The sequence below is a fragment of the Alteromonas sp. MMG017 genome (genome assembly GCF_018100795.1).
GTDB lineage: Bacteria > Pseudomonadota > Gammaproteobacteria > Enterobacterales > Alteromonadaceae > Alteromonas.
Genome location: NZ_JAGJDY010000013.1, coordinates 21,758 through 37,082 on the forward strand (window position 1 = coordinate 21,758; position 15,325 = coordinate 37,082).

The 15,325-nt window shown below is 42.4% G+C and carries 18 protein-coding genes; 4 read left to right on the plus strand and 14 right to left on the minus strand.

Annotated elements, in window-relative coordinates; translation table 11 throughout:
* Positions 1–74 precede the first annotated feature (74 nt).
* The 9 genes from fnr to ccoN form a co-directional block, all read right to left on the minus strand.
* Entirely contained in the window at positions 75–815 is a 741-nt protein-coding gene (fnr, locus tag J8L84_RS17740; RefSeq protein WP_211071860.1) for a fumarate/nitrate reduction transcriptional regulator Fnr, read from the minus strand.
* A 49-nt stretch (positions 816–864) separates the two neighbouring features.
* Positions 865–1,524: a sulfite exporter TauE/SafE family protein gene (locus J8L84_RS17745; RefSeq protein WP_211071861.1), complete on the minus strand. Its 660-nt coding sequence runs from the start codon at positions 1,522–1,524 to the stop codon at positions 865–867.
* Positions 1,511–1,726, minus strand: coding sequence for a cbb3-type cytochrome oxidase assembly protein CcoS (gene ccoS / locus J8L84_RS17750; protein ID WP_211071862.1), 216 nt, complete (start codon positions 1,724–1,726; stop codon positions 1,511–1,513). The genes J8L84_RS17745 and ccoS overlap by 14 nt, the downstream gene beginning before the upstream one ends.
* A 1-nt stretch (position 1,727) precedes the next feature.
* Positions 1,728–4,130: a heavy metal translocating P-type ATPase gene (locus J8L84_RS17755; protein ID WP_211071863.1), complete on the minus strand. Its 2,403-nt coding sequence runs from the start codon at positions 4,128–4,130 to the stop codon at positions 1,728–1,730.
* Positions 4,130–4,609 carry a FixH family protein gene (locus J8L84_RS17760; protein WP_211071864.1) on the minus strand — a complete coding sequence of 160 codons (480 nt, stop codon included), beginning with the start codon at positions 4,607–4,609 and terminating at the stop codon, positions 4,130–4,132. Before J8L84_RS17760 ends, J8L84_RS17755 begins: the two co-directional genes overlap by 1 nt.
* Before the next feature lie 137 nt (positions 4,610–4,746).
* A complete protein-coding gene (gene ccoP, locus J8L84_RS17765) occupies positions 4,747–5,700 on the minus strand; it encodes a cytochrome-c oxidase, cbb3-type subunit III (RefSeq protein ID WP_211071865.1) in 954 nt (317 codons plus the stop codon).
* 16 nt (positions 5,701–5,716) lie between these two features.
* On the minus strand, positions 5,717–5,878 hold the full coding sequence (locus tag J8L84_RS17770) for a cbb3-type cytochrome c oxidase subunit 3 (protein WP_013784114.1): 162 nt from the start codon (positions 5,876–5,878) through the stop codon (positions 5,717–5,719).
* 1 nt (position 5,879) lies between these two features.
* Positions 5,880–6,485 carry a cytochrome-c oxidase, cbb3-type subunit II gene (ccoO, locus tag J8L84_RS17775; protein WP_013784113.1) on the minus strand — a complete coding sequence of 202 codons (606 nt, stop codon included), beginning with the start codon at positions 6,483–6,485 and terminating at the stop codon, positions 5,880–5,882.
* Between the two features lie 15 nt (positions 6,486–6,500).
* Positions 6,501–7,934 carry a cytochrome-c oxidase, cbb3-type subunit I gene (ccoN, locus tag J8L84_RS17780; RefSeq protein WP_159530344.1) on the minus strand — a complete coding sequence of 478 codons (1,434 nt, stop codon included), beginning with the start codon at positions 7,932–7,934 and terminating at the stop codon, positions 6,501–6,503.
* Positions 7,935–8,235: 301 nt separating this feature from the next.
* On the opposite strand from ccoN, the gene J8L84_RS17785 reads away from it, so the two are divergent.
* Entirely contained in the window at positions 8,236–8,643 is a 408-nt protein-coding gene (locus J8L84_RS17785; RefSeq protein WP_348771850.1) for a hypothetical protein, read from the plus strand.
* Positions 8,644–8,649: 6 nt separating this feature from the next.
* Here the strand turns inward: J8L84_RS17785 and bfr (J8L84_RS17790) are convergent, their stop codons facing one another.
* The 3 genes from bfr (J8L84_RS17790) to J8L84_RS17800 form a co-directional block, all read right to left on the minus strand.
* Positions 8,650–9,117 carry a bacterioferritin gene (gene bfr, locus J8L84_RS17790; protein WP_057791833.1) on the minus strand — a complete coding sequence of 156 codons (468 nt, stop codon included), beginning with the start codon at positions 9,115–9,117 and terminating at the stop codon, positions 8,650–8,652.
* Positions 9,117–9,593 (minus strand): bacterioferritin, encoded by a 477-nt coding sequence (gene bfr / locus J8L84_RS17795; protein ID WP_057791831.1) that lies wholly within the window; start codon positions 9,591–9,593, stop codon positions 9,117–9,119. Before bfr (J8L84_RS17795) ends, bfr (J8L84_RS17790) begins: the two co-directional genes overlap by 1 nt.
* Before the next feature lie 136 nt (positions 9,594–9,729).
* Positions 9,730–11,304, minus strand: coding sequence for a cation:proton antiporter family protein (locus tag J8L84_RS17800; RefSeq protein ID WP_211071867.1), 1,575 nt, complete (start codon positions 11,302–11,304; stop codon positions 9,730–9,732).
* Positions 11,305–11,626: 322 nt separating this feature from the next.
* On the opposite strand from J8L84_RS17800, the gene J8L84_RS17805 reads away from it, so the two are divergent.
* Positions 11,627–13,258 carry an FMN-binding glutamate synthase family protein gene (locus J8L84_RS17805; protein ID WP_211071868.1) on the plus strand — a complete coding sequence of 544 codons (1,632 nt, stop codon included), beginning with the start codon at positions 11,627–11,629 and terminating at the stop codon, positions 13,256–13,258.
* Here J8L84_RS17805 and J8L84_RS17810 read toward each other — a convergent pair.
* Positions 13,255–13,743 (minus strand): c-type cytochrome, encoded by a 489-nt coding sequence (locus tag J8L84_RS17810; RefSeq protein WP_211071869.1) that lies wholly within the window; start codon positions 13,741–13,743, stop codon positions 13,255–13,257. The genes J8L84_RS17805 and J8L84_RS17810 overlap by 4 nt on opposite strands.
* A 136-nt stretch (positions 13,744–13,879) precedes the next feature.
* Between J8L84_RS17810 and J8L84_RS17815 the strand changes: the two genes are divergently transcribed.
* Positions 13,880–14,302: a universal stress protein gene (locus J8L84_RS17815; protein WP_211071870.1), complete on the plus strand. Its 423-nt coding sequence runs from the start codon at positions 13,880–13,882 to the stop codon at positions 14,300–14,302.
* Between the two features lie 119 nt (positions 14,303–14,421).
* Positions 14,422–14,778 carry a diacylglycerol kinase gene (locus J8L84_RS17820; protein ID WP_211071871.1) on the plus strand — a complete coding sequence of 119 codons (357 nt, stop codon included), beginning with the start codon at positions 14,422–14,424 and terminating at the stop codon, positions 14,776–14,778.
* Positions 14,779–14,835: 57 nt separating this feature from the next.
* Here J8L84_RS17820 and J8L84_RS17825 read toward each other — a convergent pair whose 3' ends face one another.
* The gene (locus J8L84_RS17825) at positions 14,836–15,192 is read right to left on the minus strand and encodes a hypothetical protein (RefSeq protein ID WP_211071872.1); all 357 of its coding nucleotides are present in this window, start codon (positions 15,190–15,192) and stop codon (positions 14,836–14,838) included.
* Positions 15,193–15,325: the final 133 nt, after the last annotated feature.

The following is a 15,325-nucleotide window of genomic DNA, read 5'->3' on the forward strand; positions in this document are numbered from 1 at the left end:
TTTTGGTTGCTACAATTTAAGTGTAATACCTATTTGCTATTACGTAACTTGTTTTAGATCAAAAGCTTTGAAGATTAGCTATTACAGGCAATATTAGGTGCAACCACAGACGATAAACGTCGTGACATCTCATCAAAATCTAAAATAGTAATGAGTTTACCGTCCACCTGAATAATATTTTCTTTTTGAAAACGGCTTAGTAGGCGACTAATGGTTTCAATAGTTAAACCAAGGTAATTTCCAATTTCATTTCGCGTCATCGTAAGGTGAAATTCTTTGTTTGAAAATCCACGCTCTTCGAAACGTTGAGAAAGCTGAGAGAGGAAATACAATAGGCGTTCTTCTGCTGAGCGCTTATTAAGCAACATCATGAGGTCATGATCTTGTTTAATTTCCGCACTCATAAAACTCATTATTTGATGTCTTAACTTGGGGAACTGAACTGACATCTCGTCTAGGGTTTCATACGGTAATTCGCACACCATCGCAGTTTCTAATGCCTGAGCATAACTTTGGTGCTTGTTTTCCCGTAATGCGTCAAAGCCGATAATATCGCCAGGAAAGTGAAAACCTGTAATCTGCTCTTCACCATCTGAGTTGGTGACGAAAGACTTAAAAGAGCCGGTGCGTACTGCGTAAAGAGAGTTAAATGTATCTCCCGACTTTACCAGTAAATCACTCTTGTGAAGGGGTTTCTTTCGCTCAATAATATCATCTAAAGATTCAATCTCAGTCTTGTTTAGCGCAACGGGCAAACATAAGTGACTGAAACTGCAATTTTGACAATGAATTGAGAATTGGCTTCCTTTGCTCATAGGTTCAAACTATAAATAGGGTCGACTTAATATAATCTTACTCTTTTGTTTATGAAATTGCTGCATAAATTAAAAAGAGCGCGTAAATAGCCAATATTCCTGAAAAGCATTGCCTTACCACGGGGTGCCTAAAACCGGCTATAAGGTACTGACTACCTGCACTGGCCGCTAGCAAGGTGGGCAGGGTGCCTAACCCGAAAAAGAGCATAATAGCTGCGCCATCAATGGCAGAGCCTGATGCTAATGACCATGTAAGTGTTGAATAAACCAGACCGCAGGGAAGCCAGCCCCATATAAAACCGTAAGGCAGCGCATAGACTGGGCTTTTGAACGGTAGGAAGCGTTTAGATAAGGGCTGAATAGCTTTAAATAATCCGCGCCCCATTGCTTCAATGTAATTTAAGCCTTGCCACCACTTACCTAAATAACACGCTAAAAGCAGCAACATAATGCCACTAATTAAAGACAAAACGGGTTTAGCAATTGGCACAAATTCGGTGGCCATTTGGCCAACAGCGCCTGTAATAGCACCGGCTAACGTATAACTGAGGATACGACCAAAATTATAAGCAAGGGTGTAGGGCAAAGCGGCTTCATTACTTGGTGTTACTGTGCGTAGTGCAGCAACTATGCCGCCACACATACCCACACAGTGCACGCCGCCAGCAATGCCAATGAAAAAGGCAGAGAATATATTAATCTCTGTCATTGGTTTCTTTGCGTTGTTGCAACTGCTTACGTTGCTCGGCTAGTTTCTTTTCATCACCTGACAAATCATCATCAAACAAAATGCTGTAGCCCTGTCTATCAAGGTCTTCAAACTGATTGGTTTTTACCGCCCAGAAAAAGATAACCAGCGCCAACGCAACAATGATGATAGCGATGGGAATTAATACGTAAATGATACTCATATTATTTACTTAATAACCTAGTTGAATTGGTGACCACAATAATACTACTGAGTGACATGCCAACCACGGCCATCCAGGGAGAGAGTAACCCTGACACCGCAAAGGGGAGAATAATAATATTGTAACCTACCGACCATGCGATGTTTTGCTGAATTTTACGTTTTGCTTGTTGGGCCACTGAAAATAAGGTGGGAACAGACAGTAGACTGTCGCCTAGCAAAATAACATCGGCAGCCGTTTTCGCTACATCGGTGGCGTTTCCTACGGCAACTGCCACATCTGCGCTAGCAAGAACAGGGGCATCATTTATACCGTCGCCCATCATCATGACTTTGCGACCTTGCTTTTGCAAAGTGTGCACTTGAGAATACTTTTGCTCCGGCGACAAGCCACCTTTTGCTATGTTAATAGGTAAACTGGCAGTAAGTGTATCAACGTTTTTCTGTGTATCGCCACTTAGTACTACGAGTTGATGTTCATCCAGTGCGGTGAGGGTGGCTAAGGCATCTTGGCGCAAACTATCATTTACGCAGAACGCGGCCATTAATACGCCATCGGCACACAAAAACACGTTTGCCGGTATGTCTACTTTTGCGGTGGTGGATAAGTTACAAAATACGGCTGAACCCATGGTGAAAGCCACATTGTTAATCTCACCACTAATGCCGCCACCAGGTGTAACCGTAAATCCATTAATTTTATTAGGTGGGGTTTTGTTCTGTGACTTAACAGCTTCGTTATCGAAGGCACGAGCAATAGGGTGTTCAGAACGAGACTCTAACAAAGCGGTAAGCGCCATTACCTGCACCGGATCTACACCTTTAGCAAACCAGCGCTGTTGTAGCGAGAACTTACCTTCTGTCAACGTGCCGGTTTTATCAAGGGCGATGGTATCAATATCGGTAAGCTGTTCTAACGCATCAGCACGCTTCAATAAAATGCCCTGACGATTCAGCTTAGCCATGGCGCAGGTTAACGCCGAAGGTGTGGCCAAGCCCAGCGCACAGGGGCAGGTTGCCACTAATACAGAGATAGTGATCCAGAAAGCCTCTTCGCTGCCCACATAAGACCAGTAACCGTAGGTTAATGCAGATATAAGTAACACAGAGAAAACAAAGTAGCGTGAAAAGTTATCGGCAATTTGAGCCGCTTTTGGCTTACTTGCCATCGCGCTGGCTTGTAAGCGTACGATTTGATTGACCAAGGCATGCTTTAAGCTCTGAGTCACTTTAACCGTTAATGTGCCATCTTGGTTTACCGTACCACCATACACTAAATGGCTGGCCGATTTACTAACCGGGTTAAACTCACCAGTCAGCATAGACTCATCAACTGCGGCAGTACCATCTAGCACAATACCGTCTACAGGAATGGTTTCACCGGGCTTCACTAGTACCACATCATCGGGCATTAATAGCTTCGCCAAACACTGAGCAACACTTCCATCACTTTCAATTTTTGCGGCCGAGACGGGAATATACTGCATCATGTTGGCAGAAATTTGTGCCGCACGGTGCCTACTTCTATGCTCCAAAAACCGGCTTAAAAGGAGTAAAAAGATAAACATACATATAGATTCAAAATACACTTCACCTTGCTCTAGCAAGGTTGAACGTAAACCCGCAAAGTAGGTACCAAATACCGCAAGGGTGACCGGCACATCCATATTTACGGTTCTTGCACTTATGGCCTTTAAAGCACCTAAATAGAACGCGCTACCTGAATAAAGGACAACGGGGGTGGTAAGGGTCAGTGCTACCCAATAGAAGTATTGACGGGTTTCTTGCTCAATGGCACCAAACCAGTCGAAGTAAAGCCCAGCCATTAGCATCATTACCTGCATGGTCATAATGCCGGCTAAACCTAACTTTTTGATAAACGATTTTTGTTCACGTTTATAGCTAGCTTCATGTTCATCGGGGTGGAACGGTGAGCCAACATACCCTATGCGTTTTAATGTGGTGAGTATTTCGCTAAGTTTAATAACACTGGGTTCCCAGGTTATTAATGCGCGGCGCTCTTGAACATTTACGGCTACTTGGGCAATGCCTGATACTTTTGAGAGTTGTTTTTCAATCAACCAACCACACGCGGCACAGGTAATGCCTTCAAGGGTTAGCTGTATTTGTTTGTGTTGGCCTTCATCAAAAACAAATTCTTCTTGAAGGGCTGGGTCGTCATACACGTTAAGCGCAGAAAGGCTTTCTAAAATACCGTCGTCAGATTTTTGTGCCGGTTCAGTACGAAACTGATAGTAATCTTCCAATCCATTATCAACGATGGCTTGCGCTACAGCTTGGCAACCAGGGCAGCATAGCTGCCTAGTTTCGCCTAATATTACTGCTTCGTATTTATGTGTTGCATCGTTAGGTAACGCGCAATGGAAACAAAGATTCTCGCTCATTACGGGTTAAACTTGATGGCGCCAGAGTAGGGAAGTCGAAGCGTATTTTGTACTTTCCAACTATCATCAACAGGAGAAAGCGAAACTTGCCATTTACCCGTAAGGTCTTTTTCAACAAAGCCGCGGTAAATACCATTCGCATCGCGACTTAGTAATACACTCGCATCACGTTCTTCCATGGTGACATGGTAAAAGTTCAGTTTAAGGGCGTTTCCTTCTGCTGGAATACCCGAATGGAACTCTACCGAAATACTGCCATCGGTAATGGTTAAGTCTGTTGTAATGTTCTTGCGTTTCGCTATGGCTTCTTTATCGAGCCGTGCATTGATCGCTTTACCTTCTTTGTAGTAATCGTCTACCACTAAGCTATCTTCGGTTGAAATAGCCAGTTTCAATAACACGCCACCCATTACTAATGTAATTAAGGGAACGGCAATAAGGAACCAGGGCCAGAATTGTTTATACCAGGGTGTATTCATTAATTACATCAACTCGTTTACTACAGAAAAACTGGCGCGATAGGAAAGATAAAGCATCCAGTTGAAGAGGGTTATTTTCTCATAAAAAAAGCCCCGTGATAACGAGGCTTTTTAGCATTATTGTTGGTTATACGAATTTAGTCGTTAGAAAGACTATAAACGTACGATGCAACAACGTGGATTTTGTCATCACCCAAGGTTTTCTTGAATGAAGGCATAACACCATTTCGGCCGTAGGTTAATGTTTCAGTAACCGCACGATGACTTCCGCCATATAACCAAATGTTGTCAGTCAGGTTAGGTGCACCAAGTGCTTGGTTACCTTTACCGTCCATACCATGACAGGCAGCACATGCAGCAAAGCGAACTTTACCTGCATCAGCAAGTTGCTGGTCAACATCACGCCCGCTTAGGCTTAATGCGTATTCAACCACTTCTTCAATGCCTTTCTCACCCATAACATCTATCCATGCAGGCATAGCGGCTTTACGGCCTAATGTTAGGGTTTCAACAATTTTTGCACCCGAACCACCATATAACCAATCGTTATCGGTAAGGTTAGGGAAGCCGCCATTTTGGCCGCGAGCATCAGAACCATGACACTGAGAACAGTTTTGCATAAACAAGCGCTGTCCTACTTTATTCGCTTCAGGGTCTTTCGCTAGTTCCTCAACAGGAATTTGCGCATACGCTTCAAAAATTGGGTCGAACTTTTCAGCTGCGTAATCCAATTCACGATCGTATTCTACAAACTTGCCTTGCTCTTTTGCCTCGATGCGCGCTTGCGCCGATTCTTCAAGCGTCAATATACCTTGGTTCGAGCTCTTCCAGCCAAATAAGCCTTCGTAAGAACCCAATCCAGGATAAAGGGCAAGGTAGATAAAACCCCAAATGATTGTCATGTAGAACATGATTGTCCACCAACGAGGAAGGTTGTTGTTCAACTCCTCGATGCCATCAAATTCATGCCCCATTGATTCTCCCTCTGGCACGCCTGTTTGATTGGACAAACACCAGCGCAGAAGGAAATAGCAACCAATGATTAACCCTAGGGTTATCACTGAAATCCAAATTGTCCAAAACATACTCATAAGTTCGAGACTCCTGCTAATCTTCTTTTGATTTTTCTTTGTCTTCGTCTGCGAAAGGCAAATTCGCCGCTTCATCAAACTTTTGTTTGTTGCGGCTACTAAAAGCCCACCAAACTATGCCAATGAAACTAACAAAGACGATGACAGTAAAAATGCTACCTACTATTCCTTGATCCATATTATTTCAAATGTGTGCCAAGAGATTGTAGGTATGCAATAAGGGCTTCCATTTCTGATTTGCCCTGTACTGCCGCTTGTGCTCCCGCGACATCTTCATCGGTATACGGTACGCCAAAGCCTTGGAAAACTTCCATCTTCTTGGCGGTTAACTTACCGTCAAGTTTGTTTTCTGCAAGCCATGGGAAACCAGGCATGTTCGACTCAGGTACCACGTTACGCGGATTAAGCAGGTGAACACGATGCCATTCATCACTGTAACGCCCACCAACACGTGCTAGGTCAGGACCAGTACGCTTAGAACCCCAAAGGAAAGGGTGTTCCCATACTGACTCACCAGCAACACTGTAGTGACCGTAACGTTCTGTTTCGGCACGGAACGGACGAATCATCTGACTGTGACAACCAACACATCCTTCACGGATATAGATGTCACGGCCTTCTAACTCGAGTGCTGTATAAGGACGTAAGCCTGTTACCGGTTCCATTGTTTGCTGCTGAAACATCAGCGGCGTAATTTGAACCATGGCACCGAAGCTAATCGCAACAAGGATTAGCACGGTTAACAGGCCGACATTTTTTTCAATTAACTCATGTGGATTTTTCATTATGTCGTCTCCTTATTACGCTGGCTGAGTTGTAACATCAGCAGCGATACTACCTTTAGGGGCACGAACGGTTTTCCATGTGTTATAAGCCATGATAAGCATGCCAGTAACCACGAAACAACCACCAATGAAACGAACCACATAGAAAGGTTTAGACGCTTCAAGCGATTCTACAAAGCTATACGTTAATGTACCGTCAGCATTTACTGCACGCCACATTAGCCCTTGAAGAACACCTGACATCCACATTGCTACGATATAAAGCACTACACCAATTGTTGCTAACCAGAAGTGAACATTAACAAGACGTGTGCTGTACATCGATGGCTGACCAAACAGAATAGGTATTAAGTGGTAAATAGAACCAATTGATACCATGGCTACCCAACCTAATGCACCTGAGTGTACATGGCCGATAGTCCAGTCTGTGTAGTGAGACAATGCGTTAACTGTTTTAATTGCCATCATTGGGCCTTCAAAGGTAGACATACCATAGAAAGACAATGAAACAATTAAGAAACGTAATACAGGGTCAGTACGCAATTTATGCCATGCACCAGATAGCGTCATTATACCGTTTATCATTCCGCCCCAAGAAGGAACAAATAGAATGATAGACATCACCATACCTAGCGACTGTGTCCAATCGGGTAGGGCAGTATAATGTAAGTGGTGAGGACCAGCCCAAATGTACAATGAAATCAATGCCCAAAAGTGAACAATAGATAATCTGTACGAGTAAACTGGGCGACCTGCTTGCTTAGGAACGAAGTAATACATCATGCCTAAGAAGCCAGCAGTTAGGAAGAAACCTACTGCGTTATGGCCGTACCACCACTGCATCATGGCGTCTACTGCGCCTGCATACAATGAGTAAGACTTAGTGAAAGACACCGGAATGGCCATGCTATTACCAATGTGCAATACAGCAACGGTAAGCATGAACGCCCCTAAGAACCAGTTCGCAACATAAATATGCGACACTTTTCGGATAACTAGGGTTCCGAAGAAGTTAATGATATAAGCGAGCCAGACCAGCGTAATCAAAATATCGATTGGCCATTCTAGTTCAGCGTATTCTTTCGAGCTGGTTAAACCTAAAGGTAGAGAAACTACCGCCAATACGATAACGGCTTGCCAGCCCCAAAACGTAAATGCAGCAAGTTTGTCACTGAACAGTCTAACCTGAGAGGTACGCTGAACGATGTAGTATGACGTCGCGAACAAAGCACAGCCGCCGAAGGCAAAAATAACGGCATTGGTATGCAAAGGACGCAGACGCGAGAATGTTAGCCATGGTGTGTCAAAGTTAAGCATAGGTGCAAATAGTTGCGCGGCAATAAATACCCCTAGGCCCATACCAATGATACCCCAGACTATGGTCATAATGGTAAATTGCCTAACTACTTTATAATTGTAGTCAGGTTGTGCTTGGCTTATTTCACTCATTTTAATGAATCTTCCACTTCAAATGAACTATGGTCTCCAACAGCCGTTCAAGTACGGTCTAGACATGTGAAAGCAACGGAATAACGCTTCACACCGAGCTCGGAAAGAGTAATAATTATAGTCTCCAAGCCAGTTGGTACGCGGATGATAAGGTTTTTAATTACAAAAAGATACCATAAACTACCTGAGCTTGATCTCCATCAATGAAGAAATATACAAAATTTAAGAAATGCTAAATAACAGTAACAAAAAGAGATCATTTTATTCACAAAGATGGCTTACGCCGCTTTGTATTTTTCTCGTGGCAGTATGTGTATTTGCAGTGCATCAATACCAAATGTCCGCTACGCCTTCTTCGAGCTCCTTAAATGAAATAGGAGAGAGCTGTACATTTGTCAACGAGCACTGTGAATTTTTAATACACGGCAGACACGCCTATGCGGAATTTTCAGACAAAGTAGAACCTGAAACCTCTATTACCCTAGTTCTAGATTTGCCTGTCGGGACGAAGATAGAAAGTGCCTGGATTGAGGGCGTGAACATGTACATGGGAAAAGTGCCCGTATTGCTCGAAAATAAGAACAAAGGGAAATGGTCAGGCTGGTTTATGTTGGGAAGCTGTAACGAATCGACAATGAAATGGCAATTGCGGTTAAATATAGAAGGCCAGGCAGCACCAAGCTACCTGAACTTCGAAACGATAATGTAGTATTACTTACATTTGAGATTGCAAATAGTTAGACAACCCAAGGCGTTTAACTAGGCCAAGTTGTTGCTCTAACCAATGCGCATGATCACGCTCGGTATCATCTAGTAGTACTACTAAGATATCACGTGTTACGTAGTCTTTTTCAGACTCACATAACGCGATGACTTCTTTCAGTTTTGCATCCACTTCATATTCAACGCGAAGATCGCTTTCAAGCATTTCAGGTACATCTGAACCGACTTTAAAGCCAGTTCGTGTGACCATGTCAGGTACGCCTTCTAAAAACAGCATACGCTCGATAAGTTTAGTGGCGTGGCCACGCTCATCGTCAAATTCGTGGTCGATACGCTCATAAAGCTTGGTAAGACCCCAATCCAAATACATTTGTGAATGAATGAAGTATTGATCCATCGCGGCTAGTTCATAAGAAAGTAGCTCGTTTAGACCTTTAATGATGGTTTGATTACCTTTCATTAGTCATCTCCCATTACTTGCGCCTGAAGGTAGTTTTCAATACCCATAGCGCCAATTTGATATTCTTGAGTTTCAATCCAATCTAAATGATCTTCTTCATACTCTAAAATTGATTCGAGGATATCCCGTGTAACGTAATCCTGCTTTTCTTCGCACAGTGCGATAGCTTCACGTAATAGTGGCAACTGTTCTTTTTGGAATCTGGCATCGCAGCTCAGCATTTCCTCAGTATCTTCGCCAATGTAAAGCTTGCCCAACGCTTGAAGGTTAGGTAACCCTTCTAAAAATAGAATGCGCTCAATCAACTCATCTGCTTGCTTCATGTCTTTAATCGACTTTTTGTAGTTCTTTTCATTGAGCTCTTGTAAGCCCCAATTTTTGAACATACGTGCATGCAGAAAGTACTGATTTATAGACGTTAACTCACTAGTGAGCACATCATTCAGCTTCGCGACGACTTGTTTGTCACCTTGCATAGTAAGAACCTTAATAATCAATATGACGCTAGTGTAGAGCGAAAACGCGAAAATGTCAAAAATTTACTTTAAAAACAATGGTATATAAATAGAAATGGTTATCACTTCATCCTTTGTTTGCATTAACAATAGCCAGCTATTCTTGTTGCGTATTTGCATAGGCTAAACTTTCTTCGGCAAAACCTAAACCCGCTTCGGTGAAAAAGTTAAATACTTTATCTACGCCTTGTTCTAATAAGTAATTCACTTCATCTTCATATCGCGCGATTGCCGCTACTTTACCGGTGTAACCCGCGTTTCTTAATTGGCGTGTAATATTGATCGCATCTTGTATAGAGGGCAGTGCTAACAGAATTAAATGAACGTTTTTAATTTCCAGATTGTCCCATAAATCAACATCTTCACCGTCACCACAAATAACGTTTAATCCTTCACTGGCAAGTTGTTTTACTTTTACTCTATCGGCGTCCATACCCCATACGCTGACATCAGCAAGTTTAGATAGCGCATTAAACGCACCTTGCCCAACACGCCCCATTCCCAGCACCAAAAATTCTGCTTTGTGCAAAGTAGGGTAAATGTCTTCTTTAAGACGACGGTTCTTTTCGTAACGTTTAATAGTGTCTTTATATTTGTGATATTGAGAATGCGAGGTGCGGTACAACACACTGGTAATAACGAAAGAAACAGACAATGAAAGCGCAATGACGACCAACCAGCTTTCAGCCAATAATCCCAGCGACACGGCAAGCGCGCCGACAATAAGACCAAATTCACTGAAATTAGACAGTACTAGGCTGCTTAAATAAGACGTTCTGCCTCGTAATCGTAGCGATGTAAATAAGCCAAAAAATAGTGCAGCCTTTAAAGGGATGAATAAACAGAACACCAATGCAATAATAATCATATTAAAATCAGGCAGCGCGGTTAGCCCGATGGTAAGGAAAAAGCCAATCAAGAATAAGTCTTTAAAACTGAGTAACGACTTAGCAAGCTCACTGGCTTTTTCATGTTGCGCTAACATAATGCCAAATATCAGTGCGCCCAAGTCACCTTTAATATTCACTAGCTCGAATAAGTGATAACCACCTAACGCAAGAATAAATCCAGTAAGGGGCAGTAACTCTCCGTGACCTGATTTATTGATAACACGGTTAATAAGCGGCATAGCGGGAATAAGAGCCAGTAGCCCAAGTGCCCATACCGAGGGCAGTTTGCCTGTGGCAGCCACTAAAAATATAACAGCGAACACGTCTTGCATAACCAAAATGCCAATGGCAAGGCGACCATGACGGGTTTTACTTTCACCGCTTTCTTCTAGCACCTTAATAACACAAACCGTACTGCTGAAGCTTAACGCAAAGGCAATCAGCGTAGCGCTTTGCCACGTTAATCCTTCTATATATTGGCTGGCAACGGCAGCAATGCCATACACACCACAAGTAACAATTCCCACCCAAATAAGGGTGTGCGAAATACTACCGGCCCACACTTCACGTTTACTTAAGTCGCGAACGTTCAATTTTAAACCAATGGTGAACAACATGATGGTAATGCCCAAGTTGGCTATCTTGGTAAGATCATCGGTGAGTGTGTAGCCTGAGAAATTTAGCAAGAAGCCCGCGACCAAGTAACCTACTAACGGGGGGATCCCAATAAGTTTAACCGTTAAACCGCAGACAAATGCGAACAGAAGAAATGCATACTCCATGAATTACCTTTCACCATTTCGATTAGTTAGTACAAATAGGAATGTCTGTAGTCCGTTTTAGCCATGACATTCTTACCTTACATTCTTATATTAGATAGCGCGGCGAACATCGAAAGTGCTCAACACGCTGATGTATATAGAAGTCTTTAGATTAGCATGTAATGGAACATGAGCGAATGGTAAAAGATAGATACCATTATGTTGCGTTTATATCGCTGTAGGTTTTATTAATTAAAGATATAGTAATAAGTAATTATACCGCTTAATAAAACCCAAAATTGTGTTGGAACAGTAATAACTGATAATCACACATGGAGTAGCTATGCGAAATCAAATCTTAGGAACCTTAACAGCATTATTTATTTTTAACCTACTGATAGGTTTTTATTGGCATCCAGCGTGGTGGTTTCTATTATTAACCGTGTTGTTACTCGTCTTAGCAATCTTCGATACAGTCCAGAATAAACATGCGATTCTAAAAAACTTCCCGTTAATTGGCAGAACTCGCTGGACCATTGAATCACTGCGGCCCTTCATACAGCAATATGTTTTAGAATCGGATACTGGCGGCGCGCCTATTTCTCGTATGTTCCGCTCTATTGTGTACCAACGAGCGAAAGATAGCAGAGAAACTATTCCTTTTGGCACCCAGTTAAATACTTATGACGATGGTTATGAATGGATAGGGCACTCATTATCGGCCCGAGACATTGATGAAATGGATCATGACCCTAGGGTTACTGTTGGTGGAAAACACTGTAAACAGCCATATGACGCCAGCATTCTTAATATTAGTGCAATGAGTTTCGGAAGCCTGTCTAAGAATGCTATTTTGGCGCTGAACAAAGGCGCGAAGAAAGGTAATTTTTTCCATAATACCGGAGAAGGGGGCTTAACCCCTTACCACGAAGAAAACGGTGGCGATATTGTTTGGCAAATTGGTACTGGCTATTTTGGGTGCCGAACCAAAGACGGGAAGTTTGATGCCGATCTGTTTAAAGAAAAAGCCTGTTTGCCGCAAGTCAAAATGATTGAAATAAAATTAAGCCAAGGCGCAAAACCAGGCCATGGCGGTATATTACCCGCTTATAAAAATACACCTGAAATAGCGAAAATTAGGGGCGTAGAGCCAGGTACTCAGGTAGATTCACCACCACGCCATAGCGCCTTTTCTACGCCGTTAGAGATGATTGATTATATACAACAGCTTCGCGATCTAAGTGGCGGTAAGCCCATTGGCATTAAACTAGCGTTAGGCCGTAAAAGTGAATTTATCGCCATGTGTAAAGCCATGGTAGAAACCGGTATTACACCCGACTTTATCACCGTTGATGGAGGCGAGGGCGGCACAGGCGCTGCACCACTTGAATATTCAAACTCAATTGGTTTTCCACTGAGAGAAGCACTGGCTTTTGTAGACGATTGTTTGATTGGTTACGACTTAAGAAAGCAAATTAAAATCATTGCCTCTGGTAAAATTATCACCGCGTTTCAATTAGTAAAAAACTTGAGCTTAGGTGCAGATATTTGTAATAGCGCAAGAGGTATGATGCTAGCGCTTGGCTGTGTGCAGTCGCTTTCGTGTAACACTAATAAGTGCCCAACCGGCGTGGCAACGCAAGATCCAAAACTGGCTAAAGGGCTAGATGTAACAGATAAATCTGAGCGAGTGTATCGCTTTCACAAAAAGACGCTGCATGCGTTAATGGATATGCTGTCTTCAACTGGCCATGTGAGTACAACGGAATTGAACCGCACCCATATATTTAGGCGTGTCGATCAAGCAAGTATCGCTCGGTACGATGAAATCTTCCCGCTAGTGAAAACCGGAACACTGTTGGGTGATGATATTCCTGAGCGATTTAAGCTGCATGTCAAAGAAGCTAATTCTGATAGCTTTATGCCATGCAGCTTGTTGGCTGAAATCGAAGAAGAAACGAAATCAGTATCTTAATTTTCGCCCTGACTATCTTGTTCTGGCATGCGTAATTGGTACAACCGATACTCAGACGTTCTATAGGGAACTACTTTATATTTAGGTTGTAAATAAGCAACCAAATCAATAAGTTCTTGAACGGTAAGTACATTGTTCATGTTGCGCATGTGAGACTCTCCATCTACGGAAGTCATGCTAACAGGCTGTCGGCGTGTTAGCTTGTGGGAGGGATTTATCACACTGGTAACCAGTTCACCGTACGTGGTGATCCTACCGCTGCTTCCTCCTAAAGGTATAGGTTTTGGAACAAGATAAGCATGGTCATCTGGCATGGTTATACCTTCAATTTGATGACAATCAGTGCATTGGTACTTTTGAAATGCCACTTTTCCAGCATCAGCGTTCCCCTCAGGTAAGCTAAACCCACGAGGCGAATTTGGTCCTAAATCGCATCCAGCCAATAGAAGCGCGATAGACGCTAATACAGTAGTAAGCTTTGCCATGTTCACAACTCCAACTTTATTATTTTGTATTTTTATTATGGTGCAAAACTAGAACCGTGAATTGATTTCAATCAAAGAAATGTGAACAGAAGTTAACTATATTGTAATTATCCACTCCCAATTATGGAATGAACTAATGAACGATTACACTACTGTTTTAGTACCTGTTGATGTGTTTTCAGACTATACCCAAATTTTGTCGAGAGCCTTACGGGTAGCGCCAGACCCAAAGAACGTTCATTTACTCTATGTGGCATTTCCACAAACTAACGTGGAACCATATGGGTTGTTTTTGGAGCGTGATTATTCACAAGACGTACAAGAACAAGCAATGACAAAACTGAAAGACATTGCGGCAATCAACGATATTCCAGAGAGCAATCTAAACGTAGAAATTGGTTCACCCGCTGATGAAATACATCATTTAGCAGAAAAGCTAAACGCTGATCTTATTGTGATAGGCACACATGGGCAAAGTGGGCTTCGCCTTCTGCTTGGCTCTACGGCCAATGCCGTACTACATGGTGTGAAAAGAGATGTGTTGGCGGTAAAAATTTAAGCACTAATAAAGCAGGTGTATAGCGAGATAACTGAATACTAGCGCTGAAACACACGTAACATATCTGTCATTTGAATAAGTTAGTGTTTAAGTATTATGACTTAAAACACTGTGATGTTATGCCACCAAAGCGATCAGGTTTCACTCGTTTATATTTTGCAACTATCTATTCCTGTCGAGGAATTAAAGCGGCATTTTCTAGCGAAGCTGCAGTTAGACAAGAAATTGTAGCAATGGCGCTATTACTTCCCATTGTTTTCATACTAGATGTAACAAACAGCGAAAGAGTATTGTTACTCTTTTCGCTGTTCGTTGTGCTTATTACCGAATTACTTAACACCGCTGTAGAAAAATTATCAGATCATGTAAGTACTGATATGCACGAACCGATAGGGAAGGCCAAAGATATAGGGTCGGCGGCAGTATTTATAAGCTTGATATTGGCATTAGTAACATGGGGAATCATCTTATTGTAAAAATACTAAACGCAAACTTATAGAGACATACGTTTAATCAAAAAGATAGCTAACCTATCACATGGTCTCGGGACTTTTCTTACCGTCGTAACATTGCTCAATTAACTCCACAACAGAGCTGCTCAAATTCTTAAGGTGAGATGCATCCACGCGACTTTCACCGCCGTGATTCAAATCAGAAATAGTAAACACCACATCTTCTCCGCTAGAATTGACATGAACTAATACATCATCATCTTCATCTACAAATGGCACCTTAATGTAAAGGGGCTCATTGTTGTCAGCAAAATAATCAATGGCTTCATCAATTGTAGTGAATGCTGGTTTCTTCTCTGGGTGAAGAGACCAAGTTTTAGATGGGATGACGAGTTCAGCAATTGTTTTACCGTGTGAGGCGTTAATACCATTAGACATAACATTTCCTTTTTTAATACCTATGTTAGTTGGTACGAAGCCATTCGATAAATGGGTTCAATTTTGATAACAAACACGACAAAAGAAAGCGAAAAATAGGAAGGCGAGGTGGGTAAAAGAAGGGAAAAAGAAT